This window comes from Haloactinospora alba (assembly GCF_006717075.1).
In the GTDB taxonomy this organism is placed as follows: domain Bacteria; phylum Actinomycetota; class Actinomycetes; order Streptosporangiales; family Streptosporangiaceae; genus Haloactinospora; species Haloactinospora alba.
Window position 1 is genome coordinate 454463 of sequence record NZ_VFQC01000001.1, and the last position, 19070, is coordinate 473532.

Annotated in this window: 13 protein-coding genes, 1 tRNA gene and 1 CRISPR repeat array; of the genes, 8 read left to right on the plus strand and 6 right to left on the minus strand. The window is 67.8% G+C overall.

Features of this window, described 5'->3' with window-relative positions; genetic code table 11:
- The first annotated feature begins 3 nt into the window (after window positions 1-3).
- From FHX37_RS02115 to FHX37_RS02125, 3 genes are read left to right on the plus strand one after another with little or no spacing between them, the layout of a single operon-like run.
- On the plus strand, window positions 4-1035 hold the full coding sequence (locus tag FHX37_RS02115; protein ID WP_141921783.1) for an ABC transporter permease: 1032 nt from the start codon (window positions 4-6) through the stop codon (window positions 1033-1035).
- Window positions 1022-2032, plus strand: coding sequence for an iron chelate uptake ABC transporter family permease subunit (locus tag FHX37_RS02120; protein ID WP_141921784.1), 1011 nt, complete (start codon window positions 1022-1024; stop codon window positions 2030-2032). The genes FHX37_RS02115 and FHX37_RS02120 overlap by 14 nt, the downstream gene beginning before the upstream one ends.
- The gene (locus tag FHX37_RS02125) at window positions 2029-2784 is read left to right on the plus strand and encodes an iron ABC transporter ATP-binding protein (RefSeq protein WP_141921785.1); all 756 of its coding nucleotides are present in this window, start codon (window positions 2029-2031) and stop codon (window positions 2782-2784) included. Before FHX37_RS02120 ends, FHX37_RS02125 begins: the two co-directional genes overlap by 4 nt.
- A gap of 361 nt (window positions 2785-3145) precedes the next feature.
- Here the strand turns inward: FHX37_RS02125 and FHX37_RS02130 are convergent, their stop codons facing one another.
- The 4 genes from FHX37_RS02130 to FHX37_RS02145 form a co-directional block, all read right to left on the minus strand.
- Window positions 3146-3679, minus strand: coding sequence for a pyridoxamine 5'-phosphate oxidase family protein (locus FHX37_RS02130; protein WP_141921786.1), 534 nt, complete (start codon window positions 3677-3679; stop codon window positions 3146-3148).
- Window positions 3680-3714: 35 nt separating this feature from the next.
- Complete coding sequence (locus tag FHX37_RS02135) at window positions 3715-4068, minus strand: hypothetical protein (protein WP_141921787.1); 354 nt, start codon at window positions 4066-4068, stop codon at window positions 3715-3717.
- 33 nt (window positions 4069-4101) lie between these two features.
- Window positions 4102-6051, minus strand: coding sequence for a methyltransferase domain-containing protein (locus FHX37_RS02140; RefSeq protein ID WP_141921788.1), 1950 nt, complete (start codon window positions 6049-6051; stop codon window positions 4102-4104).
- Between the two features lie 652 nt (window positions 6052-6703).
- Window positions 6704-7369: a formylglycine-generating enzyme family protein gene (locus FHX37_RS02145; protein WP_141921789.1), complete on the minus strand. Its 666-nt coding sequence runs from the start codon at window positions 7367-7369 to the stop codon at window positions 6704-6706.
- 929 nt (window positions 7370-8298) lie between these two features.
- Between FHX37_RS02145 and cas7g the strand changes: the two genes are divergently transcribed.
- The 3 genes from cas7g to cas3g are packed head-to-tail and all read left to right on the plus strand — an operon-like array spanning window position 8299 to window position 14916.
- Window positions 8299-9450, plus strand: a complete 1152-nt coding sequence (gene cas7g / locus FHX37_RS02150) for a type I-G CRISPR-associated RAMP protein Csb1/Cas7g (RefSeq protein WP_141921790.1) — start codon at window positions 8299-8301, stop codon at window positions 9448-9450.
- A 4-nt stretch (window positions 9451-9454) separates the two neighbouring features.
- Window positions 9455-10879, plus strand: coding sequence for a type I-G CRISPR-associated protein Csb2 (gene csb2, locus FHX37_RS02155; RefSeq protein ID WP_141921791.1), 1425 nt, complete (start codon window positions 9455-9457; stop codon window positions 10877-10879).
- Window positions 10876-14916 (plus strand): type I-G CRISPR-associated helicase/endonuclease Cas3g, encoded by a 4041-nt coding sequence (gene cas3g / locus FHX37_RS02160; RefSeq protein WP_141921792.1) that lies wholly within the window; start codon window positions 10876-10878, stop codon window positions 14914-14916. The genes csb2 and cas3g overlap by 4 nt, the downstream gene beginning before the upstream one ends.
- A gap of 180 nt (window positions 14917-15096) precedes the next feature.
- A CRISPR array of direct repeats spans window positions 15097-16222; the repeat unit is 37 nt; unit sequence GTATCCACGGCCTCTCGAAGGCCGTCACCGTTGAAGG.
- Window positions 16223-16348: 126 nt separating this feature from the next.
- Here cas3g and FHX37_RS02165 read toward each other — a convergent pair.
- Together FHX37_RS02165 and bcp are read right to left on the minus strand one after the other, a co-directional pair.
- A tRNA-Leu gene (locus FHX37_RS02165) sits at window positions 16349-16422 on the minus strand.
- A 113-nt stretch (window positions 16423-16535) separates the two neighbouring features.
- Window positions 16536-17018, minus strand: a complete 483-nt coding sequence (bcp, locus tag FHX37_RS02170; RefSeq protein ID WP_141921793.1) for a thioredoxin-dependent thiol peroxidase — start codon at window positions 17016-17018, stop codon at window positions 16536-16538.
- Between the two features lie 375 nt (window positions 17019-17393).
- Here bcp and FHX37_RS02175 point away from each other — a divergent pair, with 375 nt between their 5' ends.
- Window positions 17394-18455, plus strand: a complete 1062-nt coding sequence (locus FHX37_RS02175; protein ID WP_141921794.1) for a CDP-alcohol phosphatidyltransferase family protein — start codon at window positions 17394-17396, stop codon at window positions 18453-18455.
- A 189-nt stretch (window positions 18456-18644) separates the two neighbouring features.
- Entirely contained in the window at window positions 18645-19046 is a 402-nt protein-coding gene (locus tag FHX37_RS02180; RefSeq protein ID WP_141921795.1) for a DUF3618 domain-containing protein, read from the plus strand.
- Window positions 19047-19070: the final 24 nt, after the last annotated feature.

Consider the following 19070-nt stretch of genomic DNA (forward strand, 5'->3'; position numbering starts at 1 on the left):
TCCATGGTGGGAACCCCGGTCGAAACCACGAACCCCGCTGGGGACCGGCGTAGCAACCGGGCCCCAGCGGGCGGGGAGCGCCCCGCGCTCGCCCTGACCGCGCTCGCGGTCCTCGCGCTGTCCGTGACCAGCCTGTTCGTCGGCGCCAGCGACATCTCCCCGGATGCCCTGCTCAACTCCTCCGAGGCGCGGAGACTGTTCCTCGTCAGCCGGCTGCCGCGCACCCTCGCCCTGCTGCTGGCCGGCGCCGCTATGAGCGTCGCCGGACTCATCATGCAGATGCTCACCCACAACCGGTTCGTCGAGCCGTCCACGGCCGGGACCACCGAGTCGGCCGCGCTGGGCATTCTGCTGATGACGATCCTCTTCCCCGGAGCTCCGCTGTGGGCCCGGATGAGCGCCGCGTGCCTGGCCGCGCTGCTGGGAACCGCCCTGTTCCTGGGGATCCTGCGACGGGTCGCGTGGACGTCGTCGTTGATCGTCCCGCTCGTCGGCATCATGCTGGGGGCCGTCATCAGCGCGGTCACGACCTGGATCGCGCTGCGCAACGACCTGCTGCAGACGCTGGGCACCTGGCAGTCGGGGGACTTCTCCGGTGTCATGCAGGGACGCTACGAGCAGCTGTGGCTGGTCGGCCTCCTGGCCCTGGTGGCCTACCTGGTCGCCGACCGTCTCACTGTCGCGGGGCTCGGCCGCGACATCGCCGTCAGCATCGGTCTGAACCACCGCGCCGTCATGGCCCTGGGAGTCGGCATCGTGGCCGTGATCAGCGGGGCGGTGGTGACCGTCGTCGGGTCGCTGCCGTTCCTCGGCCTGGTCGTGCCCAACCTGGTCAGCATGACCGTCGGCGACCACGTGCGCCGGGGCGTTCCCTGGGTGTGCCTGTTGGGCGGGGGAGTGCTGGTCCTGTGCGACATCGTCTCCCGGACCATCCGCCCACCGTTCGAGATCCCCGTCGGCAGTGTCCTCGGCGTGGTCGGGGCCGCGGTGTTCCTGACCCTGCTGTTGCGAGGGAGCGCCCATGGACTCCGCTGACCACTCCCCACCCCGTGCCGGGAGCGGGCGGTTGCCACGCCTCCGGTCGATGCCCGCGCCGTTCCGGATCACGGTTCTGGCGACGGTCGCGCTCGTGTGCGTCCTCGCCTACCTGACCTTCGGAGTCTCGGGTGACATCGCCTACGTCGCCAGCCGCCGCTCCACCGTCGTTGCCACGATGGTCCTCGTGGCCTTCGCCGGAGCCGTCTCCACGGTCCTGCTGCACACGGTCACCGACAACCGCATCCTCACCCCCTCCATCATGGGTATGGAGGCGCTGTTCGTCCTGGTACAGACCTGCCTGGTGTTCGCCTTCGGCCTCGCCGGACTGGGCGCGCTGCCGCCGGCCGCCGCGTTCCTCGCCCAGGCCGCGCTCCTCGTGCTGTTCGCCGTCCTGCTGTTCAACCGCCTGTTCACCGGCGGGATCGGCAGCCTGCACCTGACCCTGCTCGTGGGAATCGTGTTCGGGGTGCTGTTCACCAGCCTGTCCCAGCTGATGCAGCGCCTGCTGGACCCCAACGAGTTCACCGCGCTGCAGACCCGGCTCCTCGCCCGCCTGACCCGGGCCGATCCCGAGATCCTCCCCTGGGCCGCGGGGGTGGCGGCCGCGGTCGGCGTGTACGTGTGGCGACGTCACCGGATGCTGGACGTGGTCGCCCTGGGTCGGGACGCGGCCGTGAACCTGGGGGTCGACCACACCCGGGCCGCTCGGATCCTGCTCGTGCTCGTGGCCCTGCTCGTCGCGACCTCCACCGCGCTCGTCGGTCCGCTGACGTTCTTCGGGTTCATGGCGGCGACGCTCGCCTACCAGGTGGCGGGGCGGCACGAGCACCGCTACGTCCTGCCGGTGGCGTTCCTCGTCGGACTGTGCACCCTGGTCGGCGGGCAGTTCGTCCTCGAGTACCTCCTGGGACACGCCGGGACCCTGAGTGTCGTCATCGAGTTCACCGGGGGCTCGCTGTTCCTGTACCTCCTACTGCGAAAGGCCGCGCGTTGATCGAGCTGACCGACCTGACCAAGAGCTACGGGACCGAAACCGTCCTCGACGGTGTCTCGTTGCGCATCGAGCGCGGCGGGGTCACCGCGATCATCGGCCCCAACGGGGCGGGCAAGTCGACCATGCTCACCATCATCGGCCGCCTCCTCGCATCCGACGGCGGCCGGGTGACCGTGGACGAGCTCGACACGGCCACGGCACCGGGCAGGGTCATGGCCAAACGCCTGTCCATACTGCGCCAGGAGAACCGGTTCACGACCCGCCTGACCGTGCGGGACCTGGTGTCCTTCGGGCGTTACCCGCACTCCGGAGGGCGCCTGACCGCCGAGGACCACGCCCGGGTGGAGGCCGCCCTGGGGTTCCTGGACCTGTACGACCTCGCGGACCGTTTCATCGACGAGCTCTCCGGCGGCCAGCGCCAGCGCGCCTACGTCGCCATGGTGCTGTGCCAGGACACCGACTACGTCCTGCTCGACGAACCGCTCAACAACCTCGACATGAAGCACGCCGTGGCGATGATGCGCCAGATCCGCAGCGCCGCCGACACGCTCGGCAAGACGATCGTGCTCGTCATCCACGACATCAACTTCGCCTCGGCCTACGCCGACCGGATCATCGCCATGCGCGCCGGCGCGATCGCCCGCTCCGGGCCTCCGGAGGAGATCATGACCACCGGGGTCCTGCGGGACGTGTTCGACCTGGAGGTCCGCGTGGAACGGATCGGCGGCTCGCTGGTGGGGGTGTACTACTGACCCCGGCGGAGACAGGCCTCAGGGCCGCCTGGCGGGTACGGCCCGAACGGCGGACGAGCACTCCGGCCGGACGGACGGAACTCCTTCCCGTCTGTCTCACCGGTTCTGCCCCGTTCCTTGCCTGTCGGATCCGGGCGGGAGTTGATGACGGCCCTGGCAAGAGGATCTCTCCGATGGTGGGAACAGATTTGCGGACCGTCAGGTGGTCTGCTTTCCGAGCTGGTTCGGAACCTTTCAGACCCCCTATCGGGATGTAACCAACGTTGAGGAGACCGCGAACCGGCCGAGAAGGAGAGGAACGTCCTGCCGGCGGAGGAGCTGTCCAGACACCAGCATGTCCTTGTGACGCCGTGTGCCAGTGCTATACACCCTCGTCCATTGGGTGGGAGGGCCATGCTGATTCCGCAACGGCGAACCGCTGGTCGTATTTGTCCAGTACCCAGCGTTCCAGATCGAAGAGCCACACCTGTTCCACGGTGAGTATGTAGAACCGTCGGCCCCCCGCACCGCTGAACTCGCTCTCCGGAAGCATCCATTGGGTGCGGGTCTTCTCGTCGGGGAAGTTGCGCTCGTAGTAGAGGGCATGAACACCGGGAACAAGCTGGTCCTGTACTTCGGTTGCGGTACCGGTCAGTTGGAGACCGTCCAGACCAGGGGTGGGGCCGTCGAGTCCGGTGCGGAAGATCGCTCCGCTCACCCGCGGGTCGCTTCGCAGGTACCGGGAATGGGCCGCTTCCCATGCCGAATACCAGAGAAGCCGCAGGGGTTGGTACAGAACAACATAGTTGACTGGTGAGGACCATGCACCTTCGGGGCCGGATGTGGCGAGGGTGACGAATTTTCCGTGGTTGAGCAGCGAATGAACCCGTTGTTTTGATGAGTTGTTTTCCAGCATTCTATAAGTACCTTTTCGATGAAGATGCTAACCATCTAGGAGTCCTGGTCGTATCCGATCGAGGGCACTGGGGCGTCGCCGAGTAGCCTGGCATCGCGGATATACCACCATTTTTCCTGTTCACAGCGGCGCGCTTCCCACTCCTTGTCGTTGGACCTCCGTTTGAGTTCGGCCCTGTAGGATCCCCAGCTCGCCTCGTCAGCGAAACTCACGTGGTGTTCGATGGAATGTACGTTCGCTCCGACGGTGCATACGTACCATCGGGTGCAAAGCACCTCTTCGATCCCGTTGTAGAACCAGTCCTGTCGTTCGCGGATCCACTCCCAGAACTCCGTCATATTCGCTCTGGCGTATTCTGTCGGTTCGAATGTGTATACGAGATGGATCATATCTCGTCCTTTCCGCCCCTGGGGCAGTCGTGCTCAGGGAGTGTTCGGGGAAAGCGCGTCCTTCCAGCGGTCGTCCAGCGCATAAGGTCTTCGGGAGAAATGCTCTCGGTATGAACGAACGAATCTGGAATTGTGTGCGGAAACTGTTTCCGGCGTCAGCGGTGAGGGTCCGAATGTCCCGACGACTGCGGCGAGCGGGAACAATGTCGCCCCGCGGCGGACCTTTGTTTCGAGTGCCTCTATCGAGAGGTGGTAGAACCTTGCTCCCGACCGGGCCGCGTGGTCGATGGGTTCGTAGTAACCAGTTACGAAGTAGTCGAACCGGGTGTCCCTGCGACTGTAGTCGGCTCCGAAGTAGCGTGCGTGTAGCCGGTCTGCGAACTGGTAACAGACGGTGACAGCGGTGATCTCGCCCCCATGGCGGCTGACGCAGGCGACGGCGGAACCGAGTACCCCTGACCGGCGTTGGGCCTCAAACGTGTGCAGGACGCGTTCTTCGTGCTCGGCCCGACCGTGTTTGGTTCGTGTGTTCGCGATGAGAGGGGCGATTTCACGCACCAGCGCCGGCGTCATGCGCTCCCACGTGACCTCACCTCCGTTGGACGTGTAGTGGCGCATCTCGGAGCGCTGGCGTCGGCGGTCCTTGGCTGGGAGGCGGCTCTGTACGCCCTGCCACCCTTGGGGATCGATCCATACTCCCGCGTCGGCGCTGTGTAGCACGGCATGGGACTCGGGGTGAGCGTCCGCGAGTTCCTGGGCGTCGGCGAGTGGCATATAGGGGATTACGACACCCTGTTTTCCTGCTTCCCAAGCGGTGGAGCGTGCTGTGTCGGACAGGGCCCGCACCGTCTCTCGGCGGAGCGGTCCGGAGGCCACGAGGAGACTGTTGTACGTGCACCGCCTGACACCACCCCACAGGTATGGTTCCTCCCAGTCACCGGGAAGCCCGCTCATGAGTTCCCGCAAGCAGAAACGCTGGTCGTCCTGCTGGTCGTTGCGCCGTAAGCCACTGTTCCCCCGAACAGTGATGATGGGGGTGGTTTCGTGGGCGCGTTCCACTCCCTTTATCCATGGGAGGGATTGGTAGAAACCGTCCGAGCTGAGGAGCGTGTTCCACTCCTCGTCAGGGATGCTGTCCGAGGAGGGGTGTGTCACTGTCCAGTGGTCAGATGCGGGATCCGCCAGGGACGAGTGCTCTGGCTTCCTCCCGGAGGCGCGGGTGCTCTGGCGTTGTGCCTGTGGCTGGGATCCGCGCTGCCGTGTGCAGTCGATGATGGACGCGTGCGGCACGTTTATGTAGTCGTCCCAGAAACTGGCCGGTATGTCGGCTTCGTGGTGCGGCGCGGTGTGGTGGTGTCGCCACCGAATATCCCCGAAGCCGGATGCGACCAGGGTCTGTTCCAGGCTCTCGGCCGTCCAGTAGTAGGCGGTGAGGGTCTCCGTATAGGGCGGCCATGACAGTTCGACTCGGACCTGGGATCCGTCCGTTCGAGGGTTGGGAGTCAGCATCCGGAGTCCGTATTTCGCGTAGTATTCCGGTCCGCTGTGGTACGCGGGGTTGATGGGAAGGGTGAGGAAGCGGCCTCCTTCCCGGAGCGCGGATCCGGCTTCCTGGCACAGGGCTGCCAACTCGGCCTTCGTGGCCGCGTACGGAAGGACATAGACTCCCAGGACCAGGTCGAAGGCTCCTTCCATGCTCCTGAGGAGCTGGTCGGTGTACTCGATCCCCAGCGGCTCACGCGTCTCCTGTTCTCGGCAGTAGGCGAGCATGCCGGCGGAACGGTCCAAGCCCACGACACGGTCAGCGCCGCACTTCCTCAACCACCGTGAGTAGATTCCCGCACCGCAGCCGAGGTCGAGGATCCTCGCGCCGGTGACGTCGCCGACAAGATGAGCGATGGTCGGTCTCTCCACCCCCTGTCTGAACGGCCAATGCCACATCGCGTCGTACATGTGCGCGTGCTGACTGAACTGGTCATTCACGGTTCCTCCTCGGGCTCGGCCGTGAGTCCCGAAGAACAACAGGAAGGTCCCGGCTTCGTGAAGAAAGGGTTCCTGGTTGTTTCCCCAGGGGAGCTATTTTCAAGAAGCTCCAGATACTCTTTTCGTCCCTCTCTCAGGGAAACATATTTTTTCCTGTTTGGAGTGTTTGTTGTTTCTGGGGGTGCGTATATTTATTTGTGATTACACAGAAGTTTCTGTGGTTGTTTTTCGTGTTGGTGAGTTTAGTCGTGTGTGGCGTGTGTATTGGAGTTTTTCTGTGTGAAAAGAGGTGGTAATAATATTTGGTTTGTTGTTGCAACGTTCAGTTCTTCCATGCAGGTCATGGCTGGTGCGTATCCGTTGCGGCCTCGTATTTTTGCGTGGGGAGGTTCTTCGTGGAGCGCATCGGTGTCGGCGTGAGTCGTTCTTGGGATCGAGGTCCGAATTTACGCCGGAGTATCGGAACATAGACTGGTTTGCGCTCCCCGGCTGCGTGGGGAGTTGGCCAGGTGAATTGCTTCATTCACGCGTGGGGTGAGCGGAGCGTCATTCCGATCGATGGGTGTCTGGAAGCGGGGCGAGTTCCCCATCCGGACAGAACGGTGCTCTTGTGGACTAAGAGGACGAAAACATCGGGTGGGAAACACAAACCTCAGAGGGAGCGGGCGACGCGGAACCCCACATCGTCGATCCGCAGCGTGGGGTGGCTGCGGCGGCGTACCGAGGCCCGGCAGCTCCAGTGCTCGTCGAACCATCCGCCGCCGCGCAGTACCCGATAAGGACCGTAGACCTCGGCGTCGTAGATGTCCCAGCACCATTCCCAGACATTGCCGAGGGTGTCGTACAGGCCCCAGCCGTTGGGCCGCTTTCCGCCCACCCCGTGCGGCCGTTCGTCCGAGTTGGCGCGGTACCACGCGATCTCGTCGAGTTCCCCGTACCGCGGACCTGTCGTCCCGGCCCGGCAGGCGTGCTCCCACTCGGCTTCGCTCGGCAGCCGGTAGCCGTCGGCTGACGCGTCCCACTCGACACTCTCGGTATCAGTATGGAGGCGGTAGGCGCGTCGCCTCCCCTCACGCTGGGAGAGCTGGTTGCAGAACCGGACCGCGTCCCACCACGAGACCTCCCCGACGGGGCACCGGGAGTCGTGCGCGCCCGGCTCTCGTCCCGTTACCTCCCCGTACTGCGCTCGGGTTACCGGATACGCCCCGATTCGGTACGACGCGAGGTCGACCGGCCAACTGCGCCGTGTCCGGCGGTCCGACAGCGTCACTCGTCCCGACGGGACGGTGACCATCCCGCTCTCCCAGTCTGCCTCCATGGCGGGCGAGTCTACGAGGCCCCGAGGGCGGCCGCCCTCGGGGTTTCCGACGTACGCGCGGGGTCTCGGGGTCCCGTTACCGGGCATTCCGCCGTGACCGGCAGCGTTCGGGGACAGCCGGAAACGGATGGTGTGCCGTTGGGGAGTCCCGGATTGGCTATCGACATCCAGGAGTTGTGTGGCTACTCATGAGACAGGGAGCCGCGTTTATCTGGGCGGCTGGCGGTGCCCCGATGCCGTGATGGAGTACGGGATACTGGGTTGCTGTCAGTGGCACTGTGGGTCCTGATCTCCTACGGCTTAGCCACCTGGCCCCGGCCAGTGAGGGAAGGTCTGACCGGGGAGAAGTCCGGTGGAACGGTTCCTACTCATTAGGGGCCTGAGGTGAAGTACCCCCAAGCAGTGAGGATAGAAGGCCGACCGTAGAACATCCCTGATGCTTGGTACTGCTTATTTCGCTGCGATCCTTCAACGTGGACGGTCAGCCTATGGGTAACATACATCGTTCAGTGTCCACTTGAGCCACTATCTTCATTGCAGCGAAATAAGCAGTCCCTCTAGAGTATAGTTTTTGCGATGATGTCATCTTTATGACAGTATCCACGGCCAAGTCGAGCCGACACCCCCCAGAGGTTGGAGCACGAATTGGATGGTGTTGAGCGCTATCTGTGTAGCCGTCAGGAGCCCAATGTCCAGATAAGCGCCAAAGCGTTCTTCTGGCTAGTGGTAGTCCTGCCGGTAGTAGGGTGCGTCATCACCCTGGCCACGTTCCTGATGGCTACCTCAACAGCCTAGACACTGCTAGCTTCTGACGGGCTGCGTACTGTCAGTCCAGTGTCACCGGTAGCTAGTACTGTTCCGCGCGCATGGCACATCCCCTGTGAGACCTCGCAGGGGATGATCGCGACGGATAGAAGGAGCAGCCTCCCGTGCCGGACTTGTCAGAACTCCTGTTCAACGCTGTAGGGCCGGAACGTACCCATGCCGGGGTCACGACGTACACGCGATACGTCCCGCCGGACGACAGCAAGGTGTTCCCGCCCTCGTTCCCCACCGACGGGCGTTCGGAGGAACCGCCGTACCTGTTCGAGAAGCGGCGTGTGGACGGGGAGCCGTGCGACGTGGTGGTGCTGGACCAGGTGCCCAGCCAGGCGAACCGGGTCGAGACCGCCCTGTTGGACGCCCGCGACGCCGGGCGGATCCAGCTTCCGCTGTTCGAACTGACCACCACCGCATCGGACGGCATTCCAGTGCGGTTGACCTCGTTGCAGTTCCCGCACCGTTTCGCCGACGCCTACCTGCGGGACAGCCAGATCGACGGGGTGAAGTTCGACAACACCGAGATCGGCCGGAGGCTTCGGTCCACTACGGCCACCGACGTGCGCCCCCTGTTCGAGTACTCCCCGGAGTCCCTGGTGTTCGGCGGATGGGACTCGCACCGCAAAGGCAGGGGAGTGAAGATCCCGCGGTTCTACTCCGCCACAGTGTTCGGGCTGGAACCCGAGAAGGGGGAGCGGGCGAGCGGGCGCATGGACCCGCTTAACCTCAGCGGCGCGGTCAAACACACCTCTCAGGGAGGTTGGGAGTTCACCCCCACCGGTGAGAAGAAGCAGGGGGAGAGACTCAGCGAACTGGGACACGGCAACATCGCACCCAGCCCGGCCCACGGCGGCGTCGCCATCAGTGAGGCACGGCGCAGCGGGTGGCTGTCACTGTCGGGGTTGGCGAACCTGCGGTTCGGCGACGCCAGCGACGAGGCCGCCCGACTGGCGCGCGCGACCCTGCTGGCGCTGGCTCTCGCCGGGGACCGGTTGGCGTTCGACGCGCCGTCGCTGTGGCTGCGCTCCGGCTGCGACCTGGTGCGCACCCACCAGCAGCTCACCCTCGAGGGCGGTGCCGAGTCCGAACCAATGGACGTGTCGGCCGAGCAGGCCATCGCATGCTTCCACGAACTGCGTGAGCGAACCGCCCGAGCCGGCATCACCATGAGCACCGACACCGTCCCCCTGGCGCCGCAACCGGGCCTCGCCCAGGCCATCGACTACTCACTGACCCGCGCCGAGTACGGCGAGGCGGAGTAGCGCCATGGCACTGGTCATCGAAACCCGACTACTGACCGGACGCTACGAGGCCGCGACCCCGCGCGGAGACCGGGCGGAATGGCCCCCGCACCCCGCGCGGCTGTTCAACGCCCTGGTCGCCGCCGCACGCGGCGACTCCGAACGCGAGGCGCTGCGCTGGCTGGAGCAACAGCCGCCTCCGCAGGTGTGGGCGCCGCCGCTGGAGGAGGAGACCACCGCCGCCGGCTACGTGGTCACAAACAAGACCGCGAGGAAGGGCGGCCACCACTGGCCCGGCCGCACCGCCGTGGAACGCTCCCGCACCACGGGGATGCCGACGGGCGACACCTTCGCCGTGGTGTGGGAGGACGCCGACCCGCCCCAGCGGACGGCGGAAGTGTTGGGCGAACTGGCGTGGAACGTCCCCTACCTGGGGCGGGCCTCCAACCCGGCCGCGCTGCGGGTGCACACCACCCCCACCCCGCGGGACGGGTGGGAGACCTACACTCCCGCCCGCCTGGACACGCCCGGTGCCGCAGAACTGCGCGTGTGCTACCCCGGATACCTGGACGCGCTGGACGCGGCGTTCGCCGAGGGGCGGCGCGCCTGGGAGGAGTCCCGTACCGTGCCCTACGTCCGTCAGGCCGAGGCCACCGACCCCACCGAGACTCCCGCGTCCGCCGGGGGACCGTTCACGACCATGCTGGCGTTCTCCCTGCCGCCCCGCACCGTGCGGCCGGAAGGAACCGAGCTGCTGCGCGTCACCAGCGCCCTGCGTGACACGGTGCTGAGCCTGCTGGGAGACGACGCCGCATCCCAGATCACCGGCCACACCACCCCCGGGCGCGGCCACGTGGCCTACCTCGGGCTGCCGAACGTCGGCCACGAGAAGGCCCAGGGGCACATACTCGGTGCGGGCCTGCTGCTGCCGCGCGACCTGGACCACGACGCCGCGGCCCAACTACGCCGCGCCCTCGCCGATCCGCAGAGGAACATCCAGGTGCGGATGGGAAGAGCCGGCCGTCTCGACCTGACCTACGAACCCTGGCCCTCCCGCCCGTCCCGCCTCACCCCCGCCTACTGGTCGGCCGGACGGGCCGGAACACGCCACTGGACCACAGCTACACCAGTGATGCTGGACCGCTACACCCGCCGAAACAGCGACCTCGCGCACCACGTCGCCCGGTGCCTCACCACAGCGGGCTATCCGGAACCCGCGGGCGTCACCGTCTCCGATTCCCCGCTGCTGGCCGGAGCGCCGCAGCGGCCAGCAGCGGGTACCTTCCCGCCCGACCGGCCGCGCCGCAAACTCCTCCACGCCCGTGTCGCCTTCGCCGAACCGGTGCACGGGCCGGTGGTGGCCGGGTCGCTGCGGTACCTGGGCCTGGGACTGTTCGCCCCCACCGGGCCGCCCACCGCCAACACCACCGACCACGGGGAGGACACGTGACGACACTGGACGCGGAGACGTTCTCCGTCTTCTACACCGCGGTGCACGGCCACGAGCCGCTGCCCTGGCAACAGGATCTGGCCCGGCGGGTGCTCGACGGGCACGGTTGGCCCGACACCATCGACGTCCCCACCGGCCTGGGCAAGACCTCCACGATCGACATCGCCGTGTTCGCCGCGGCCGCGGACGCCCCTGAAGCACGACGCCGCGTGTTCTTCGTCGTGGACCGGCGCCTCGTCGTCGACGACGCCTACGACCACGCCCAACGCCTGGCCGCCGCCCTCAACGACCCCGCATCCCACCCACCGGTGGTGGGTCGGGTCGCCGGGAGGCTGACCCGACCCGGGGACGACGAGCAGAGCCAGAGAGGGCTGGAGGTGGCGCGGATGCGCGGCGGCACCACCTGGTCCTGGCGGTGGGTCGAACGCCCCGACCGGCACGCCGTCGTGGTGGGAACCGTCGACCAGATCGGTTCGCGGCTCCTCATGCGCGGCTACGGGCTCAGCCCCAATCTCGCCCCCATCGACGCCGCCCTGGTGGGGACCGACAGCCTCGTCATCTGCGACGAGGCCCACTTGTCCCGCCCCTTCCTGAGCGCTCTCGGTACCGTCACCGGCCACGCCGGCGGGTCGGGGCGCCTGGACCGCCCGAGGGTGGTGGCGATGTCAGCCACCACCCGCCGGCAGCACGATGCCCGCACCCACACCACCACCGACGCGGACGGGCAGCACCCGGTGGCCGGAGCGCGCCTGCACGCCCCCCGCGGACTCCACCTCGTCCACCCCAAGGTGCCCCCGTCCCGGTCCGGCGCGGCCGTGGTGGACCAGATCGCCGGCTGGGCCCGGGAACTCGCCCCGCCCGACTCCGGGCGGGTGGTACTCAGCGTGTGCAACACCGTCGCCCGCGCCCGCGCCGTGTTCGACGCCCTGGGGCGCGACGGCGTCGCAGAGGAGGACCGGGTGCTGCTCACCGGCCGCAGCCGACCCCTGGACCGCGAGTATGTCCTTGCGGGCAGCGCCCACCGGTTCCTGCTCGACCACCGGGACCACACGTCCAGCGGCCGCCCCTGCCACGTGGTGAGCACCCAGACGGTGGAGGTGGGAGCCAACATCGACGCTGACGCGCTCGTCACCGAGTCCGCGTCGGTGACCGCCCTCACCCAGCGCCTGGGCCGGTTGGGCCGCGCCCCCGAACGCCGCGCCCCGGGCCGGGAGTTTCCCGCGGTGGTGGTCCACGACCCCGCCACCAGCGACGACGACCCCGTCTACGGTCCGGCCCGCAATGCCACCTGGAACCTGCTCACCCGGCAGGCCGAACCGTTGCGCCCCACCGCGAGAACCCGTTGCGACACCGCCGACCTCCCCGCACCGGTCGACGCCTCCCCGGTGCGGCTGCGCGAGCTGCTCGCCCAGCTCAACAAGGACGAGCGGGACACGCTGGTCGGCCCCGACCCCCTGGTGCCGCAACTGTGGGAGAACACCCTGCGCGCCTGGACCAACACGTCCCCGCGGCCCCACCCCGACCCGCCGGTGGCGCCCTACCTGCACGGCCGGGACACCCGCGATCCCGACATCCAGCTCCTCTGGCGCGCCGACATCACCCGCGAGGACCTCACCACCGCCCTCACCGGGCCGGGCGACGGTGAGGAGACCTCTCCCGCTCTCTCCTCGGTCCGCCAGCGCCTGCAGGCACTACCGCCAGCCGCCGAGGAGATGCTGAACCTGCCGGTGGCGGCCGTGACCCGCTGGGCCGAGGCGCAGCAACAGCCCGACCTCGCCGACCTCGAAACCGCATCCGGCACCGCCGACGGAACCGGCGGGGACACTCCGGTGGTGCGTTACCGCGGCCGGGACGACGTCGCCGTCGTCCGCCTCGCCGCGGTGCGTCCCGGTGACGTGGTGGTGCTGCCCAGCAGCTACGGCGGATGCGACGACCACGGCTGGAACCCCGCCAGCCGCACCCCGGTGCTGGACGTAGCCGACCTCGCCGGACGCCGCGGGCGCCCCCAGGTCCGCCTCACCCACCGCCTGCGCACGCTCCTCCCGCCCGAGTCCGAGGAGCCGGACATTCCACAGCCGCACGAGGCTCAGCGGGCACACCGCATCCTTGACGACCTGCTCGCCACCCTCGACGACCAGGACTCCGAGGATGCCGCACCCCCGACACCGGAGGACTTCGCCGCCGCGCTCACCAGCCACGACCCGCCCCGTCCCGAGGGCACCCACCTGGACCGGACCCGGCGCCTGCTGGAGAACCTGGCCCGGCTCACCACGGCCGCCCGCGACCGCCGGTTGCGCGTCTCCCCGGTCCCCGACTCCGAATCCGGGGTGGTGCTGTCCGCGAGCGCTGCCGCTCTCGCCGGCGACGACGACACCTCCTCCAGTTCCACCGCTGACACTCCGGTGGAACTGGACACTCACCAGGACGCGGTCGCCCGGCAGGCCGCCGAGTTCGCCCGCAATATCGGCCTGGACGACGGGGAGACCCACGCCGTGTGGCTGGCCGCCCGCCACCACGACCAGGGGAAACGCGACCCCCGGTTCCAGGCCATGCTGCACGGCCTGCCAGCGCACGCGCTCGGCGGGGCGCCCGTGCTGGCCAAGTCCGGGATGAACCCCGACGACCCGGCCGCGTTCCGCCATGCCCTGGCGCGTTCGGGATACCCGCCCGGCATGCGCCACGAGGCCCTGTCAGCCCGCATCGCCGCAGCCCACCTCGAACGCGGCAACTACGACGTCGACCGCGAGCTGGTGCTGCACCTGGTCGCCTCCCACCACGGCCGCGCCCGGCCCCTGGTCACACCGGTAACGGACCCGGACCCGGCGGCCGTCCCCGATCCGGACGGCGGAACACCGTTCAACACCGGTGAGGTCACCGACTGGCACCAGCCCGCCCGTTTCGAGCGCCTCCAACGGAACTACGGGGTGTGGCGCCTGGCACTGCTGGAGACCGTGGTGCGCATGGCCGACATCTGGTGCTCGGCCGGCCACCCCGTCACCACAGCACAGCACCCGGCCATACCCCGCCTTCCCGGACCCGGAAGCCGGTCCGCGAGCACACCCCGTCACACCGTCGAGCTTCCCGCCCTCGACGGCCGGGACCCGCTGGGTTTCCTCGCCGCCCTGGGCACGGTACGGCTGCTCACCGAACACACCGGTGGCCCCGTCGGCCTGGGGTTCGATCCCCTGCGCGCCACGGCCCATCTGTCCAGTCACCTGCCCGACCTGGATGCGGTGGCCGAAGAGCTGCACACCATCGCCGTGGGTATCGGCACCGACCACCTGCTCCCCGCGGCGCCGCCGGAGTGGCCCCCGCAGCAGTCCTCGGGATCGGGCGGGGACCCGCTCAGGGTGCCCACCCGCCGGGTTCCCGACCTCGTGCGCACCGCCACGGACACGGCCGCCGACGAGGCCCAGCAGCGGACCGTGCGGCGGTGGCTGTCGGTGATCCTCACCGACCTCGCCGAGGACAACCAAGGACGCGCGGCCCTTACTCCGTTCATGGCCCCGGCCGGGCGCCAGACCGCCGCGACCTTCTTCAAGTTCCCCTTGGAGGAGATCCGCGCCGGCAACGAGCGGCTGTACCAGGCCCTGGCCGGGTGGCGCCGCGTCCCCGGCTACACCGGCGAGTACCTCGACCACCGCGCCATCCGCACCGCCGGGGACCTCCCCAGCGGGGAGTCCACACCGGCGGGGGTGCCCGGCGCCACCTGGTTGGCGACCCACGCCCTTCCCCTGTTGGGCCTGACCGGGGACGCGCGCGGGCCCGTGGCAACCCTGTGGTACCGGCTGCGCCGGCAGCGGGTGATGGTGTGGCCGGTGTGGCAGCAGACGCTCGACGAGCCCGCGATACGCGCGCTGTTGGGGCATCCGGGAGTGCGTCCCCGGGCGGATACTGACAGTTCCGGCGAGGTGGTGGTGCGACGCGCGAACATGGCGCCGTTGGGGGTGATGACCGTGGGCGCGGCGCAGCGCCGCCCGGTTCCGGGTGGTAAGTCGGCGGGGCCGTTGGTGCCTGTGTCGGTGCGGGTGGTGTGAGTATGGTGGTGGTCTGTTGTGGATGGTGTGGGAGGTGCGGGTGTGACAGTGCCGCGAACCGGGAGTGGTCATCGGTTCCCGGGGAGGTTCCCAAGCACAATCTGGGGCAAAACGGTCAGAGATGTGGAGTGTAGAGGCTGTCTTTCGGCCCCTTACTTGCGTTTTCCCTGGTCATCTGCCGTATCCACGGCCTCTCGAAGGCCGTCACCGTTGAAGGATCGTGTCAAAATGCATAATGACAAGGCCGACTAGTATCCACGGCCTCTCGAAGGCCGTCACCGTTGAAGGCGGCTGGCACGCACAATGGTCATGCGCCCGGAAGTATCCACGGCCTCTCGAAGGCCGTCACCGTTGAAGGCCGCCGTTGAAGTCGAGCCCGAAGATGAGGGTGTCGTATCCACGGCCTCTCGAAGGCCGTCACCGTTGAAGGCGCTGGAGCCGTTGGCATTGGCGTCCCTTCGTTCTCATCGTGTATCCACGGCCTCTCGAAGGCCGTCACCGTTGAAGGCCGGGGGTCTGCATGAGCTGCATGTAGTCCACGACGTATCCACGGCCTCTCGAAGGCCGTCACCGTTGAAGGGGTGGGGCGCCTGCTCCGTGGTGTCATGGTGTCGCGTATCCACGGCCTCTCGAAGGCCGTCACCGTTGAAGGGAGGTCCACACCGACGACCACACCAACCAGGCCGGTGTATCCACGGCCTCTCGAAGGCCGTCACCGTTGAAGGTCCTCTATGTCGGTGTTACTGGCGTCGTCGCATCGTATCCACGGCCTCTCGAAGGCCGTCACCGTTGAAGGTAGCCCGCGCGCTTAAAGTCGCGGAACAGCGGGAGTATCCACGGCCTCTCGAAGGCCGTCACCGTTGAAGGATCCCGGGGCTGCTGAGCGGGTCGCTGAGCCTCGTATCCACGGCCTCTCGAAGGCCGTCACCGTTGAAGGGGCAAGGACGAAGCGAATCTCGCCCTCATGACGTCCAGTATCCACGGCCTCTCGAAGGCCGTCACCGTTGAAGGGTCGAAGCCAACCGGAATCCTGCAGGATTCCACGGAAGGTATCCACGGCCTCTCGAAGGCCGTCACCGTTGAAGGTACCGCACCACCAACGACCAGCTCGCCGAGGCCGCCGTATCCACGGCCTCTCGAAGGCCGTCACCGTTGAAGGGCCAAGGCTCCGGGCGACGCCGTCGACGACGGCGACGTATCCACGGCCTCTCGAAGGCCGTCACCGTTGAAGGTCGACCACTGTCGGCCGTCCGATCAGCAACAAACGCGGTATCCACGGCCTCTCGAAGGCCGTCACCGTTGAAGGCGCTCGACCTGCGACGCGACACGGACCGGGAACTAGTATCTATGGCTCCTCGCGGGCCGTCTCCGTTGGGAGCTCCGCGCGGCCGTGCCGCGGGCAGTGCTGGCGCGGGGACCGGAAAGGGTCTTGTGGGGCCGGCGGGATTCGAACCCGCACTGTACAGGTCCTAAGCCTGCCGCCTCCTGCCGTTGGGCTACGGCCCCGGGGTCACACCGTCACCGTACCCGCGTGCGCGGGGCCGGTGAGGCTGTTGGGTGTGACAATGACAGTTCGGGCCGGGAACCGCAAATTCCCCGGCCCGGGAGCTGGTGGGCTGTCACAGGCCGAGGTCGCGCTTCACCCGGTCCACGTGGCCGGTGGCCTTCACGTTGTAGAGCGCCTTCTCCACAGTGAGGTCGGCACCGACGACGAAGGTGGAGCGGATGACGCCCTCGACGATCTTGCCGTAGTTGTTCTTCTCGCCGAACGCCCCGTAGGAGCGCATGACCTCCTTGTCGGGGTCGGCGAGCAGCGGGAACGTCAGCCCCTCCTTGTCCCGGAACTGGGCGAGCTTGTCGGTGGTGTCCGGGGAGATGCCCAGGACGGTCAGCCCGGCGTCCTCGAAGTCGCGCAGGTTGTCCCGGAAGTCGCAGGCTTCGGTCGTGCACCCGGGCGTCATGGCCGCGGGGTAGAAGTACAGCACGACGCGCTTCCCGCCGTCCGCGACGACCTTGCTGAGCGTGACGGGGGAGCCGTCGGCGCTGTCCAGCGTGAAGTCGGGGGCGGTGTCGCCGGTGTTCAGACGGGTGGCTTCGCTCACGGGTCTCCTCCACGGGAACGGGTGGAACGCGGTCGGGACCGCCGTTCCAGGTTAGACGGTGCGTAGCGGTGCCGTGTCCCGGGTAGGGCGCCACATCGGGGATGGTGGTTACCGGCCCTCCCGTGTTCGGGCCACCAGCACGCCGGTTGCCGAGTGGTCTTTGCCCAGGTACGAATGGTGACCGTTTTATCCGCTACGTAGGCGTACGGTTTAATGATCACTTATTGTTGGCCGGACTCGTACGCTTGGTGCGATTCCTGCGGGGCGGCGCTTCATGCGTAGACTCATGCGGCACACCCCCCCGGTCGTCGGCGCTGCGGGTCGACACCGCAGGACCGGAGCACATCCGCTTCGCGTTTGGGAGTTGAGACCACGATGTCTGGTTTTACCTTGGAGGAGGTCCGGGAGCGCACGTGTCGGACCCGCGACTCCTGGTGGACGGTGGGAATGGTCGACCCCATCGCCGTCCGCCTGGTGCGGCTGGTGGCGAACCGCACGCGGATCACCCCCAACCAGCTCACCGTGGCGATCCTGTTCCTGGGGCTGGGAGCGGCGGTCTGCTTCGCCCTGGGCACGTGGCCGTTCCTCATCGCCGGTGCCGTGCTGTACTACCTGTGCTTCCTGCTGGACTGCACGGACGGCAAACTGGCCCGGCTCACCGACCAGGAGAGCCTGTTCGGCGCGTGGATGGACTACGTGTTCGACCGGTTCCGGGTACTGGTGTGCGCGATCGCGCTCATGGGCGGCCAGTACGTGCTGACCGACGAGGTCGTGTTCGTGTGGCTGGCCCTGGCGGTGGTGTTCGTGGACATGCTGCGTTACCTCAACGCCCTGCAGGTGTACAAGATGCGCCGGGAGATGCGTTCGCACATCGCCGGGGTGCTGGAACGCGCGCGGGCGACGCTGTCCACGCTGGAACTCCCCGACACCGCCCCCGAGGGGGAGGATCCCCCGATGAGCGACCAGGGGGAGCAGGCGGTGCTGCGCCACGGGATATCGGTCCTGGAACAGATTCTGCGCACCCACACGGAGAAGGAGGAGAGCGGAACCCGCCGCGCCGGCAAGCATCCCGAGGTGGAGCTGCCCAACGTGGACCTGCACCAGGAGTTCCGTTCCCGTTTCCCGTGGTACCAGCGGATCTGGGACGCGCTGCGGGAGCGCCGCGTCCGCACCCACCTGGTGAGCGGGATCGAGTTCCAGATGGCGGTGTTCATCGCGGCGCCGCTGGCGGGAGCGTTGGCGGGCGCCGCCATCGGGTGGATCACTGTCGTCGCCGGCGGTTTGCTGCTCGCGTTCGAGACCGCGATCGTCTATAAACTGTGGTTGTCTACACAGGATTTCTTCCGGGTTGTGGACGGAATCGACGGTGCGTTGAGCTTCACGCGCCCAGCCGAGGACATGGCCGGCGACCCCGCGCGCACCACGGGCACGGCCTAGCCGGGCCCGTACGGGGCCACAACCCCGGCCCTGCCGGGTGGGCGGCCGGGCATCCGACGTTACTGTGAAGTAGCGCACCGACCGCACGTACACCCGTCCGCTGCGACGCGGCGGCGGACACACCCACACCGCCAGGAAGGAGAAGGGCGCCTCCTCCCCGCCGGCGGCGGGGCCGCGCCCGAACACGCGATGGAGGAACGCGACCCCGCCGGGAAACCCCGGAACCCGGACAGTGTGCAGGCGGAGATCGAGCAGGCGCAGCGGCGCCTGGCATGGAGCCTGGACGAGTTGGCCGACCGCGCCAAACCGCGCAACGTCGCCCAGCGGAGTTGGCAGCGGGTGCGCGGCACCGGCGAGTACCTCGTCGATGAGGCGCGCGCTCTGGTGCTGGGGGACGGCACGGTGCGCAGGGAGAGCCACGTCGTCGACCCCCCGGAAGGCAGCATCCGGGTGAAGGGCGAGGACGACGTGGTCTCCACCTACGTCTCCCGCGGCCAGCTCCCCCCGGAGGTGCTCCTGCTGGGCGCCGGTGTGGGCCTGGCGGTGGCGGTCGGCCTGGTGGGCGTCTGGCGGCGCAGGCGCAGCAGCTGACCGCGCGCGTGCCCCGCGCCGCTC

What these genes read in the sequence shown, in the direction of transcription:
- FHX37_RS02115 (WP_141921783.1), top strand. Translation starts at nt 4, where the DNA reads ATGGTGGGAACCCCGGTCGAAACCACGAACCCCGCTGGGGACCGGCGT.
- FHX37_RS02120 (WP_141921784.1), top strand. Translation starts at nt 1,022, where the DNA reads ATGGACTCCGCTGACCACTCCCCACCCCGTGCCGGGAGCGGGCGGTTG.
- FHX37_RS02130 (WP_141921786.1), bottom strand. Translation starts at nt 3,679, where the DNA reads ATGCTGGAAAACAACTCATCAAAACAACGGGTTCATTCGCTGCTCAAC.
- FHX37_RS02135 (WP_141921787.1), bottom strand. Translation starts at nt 4,068, where the DNA reads ATGATCCATCTCGTATACACATTCGAACCGACAGAATACGCCAGAGCG.
- FHX37_RS02145 (WP_141921789.1), bottom strand. Translation starts at nt 7,369, where the DNA reads ATGGAGGCAGACTGGGAGAGCGGGATGGTCACCGTCCCGTCGGGACGA.
- csb2 (WP_141921791.1), top strand. Translation starts at nt 9,455, where the DNA reads ATGGCACTGGTCATCGAAACCCGACTACTGACCGGACGCTACGAGGCC.
- FHX37_RS02175 (WP_141921794.1), top strand. Translation starts at nt 17,394, where the DNA reads ATGTCTGGTTTTACCTTGGAGGAGGTCCGGGAGCGCACGTGTCGGACC.
- FHX37_RS02180 (WP_141921795.1), top strand. Translation starts at nt 18,645, where the DNA reads ATGGAGGAACGCGACCCCGCCGGGAAACCCCGGAACCCGGACAGTGTG.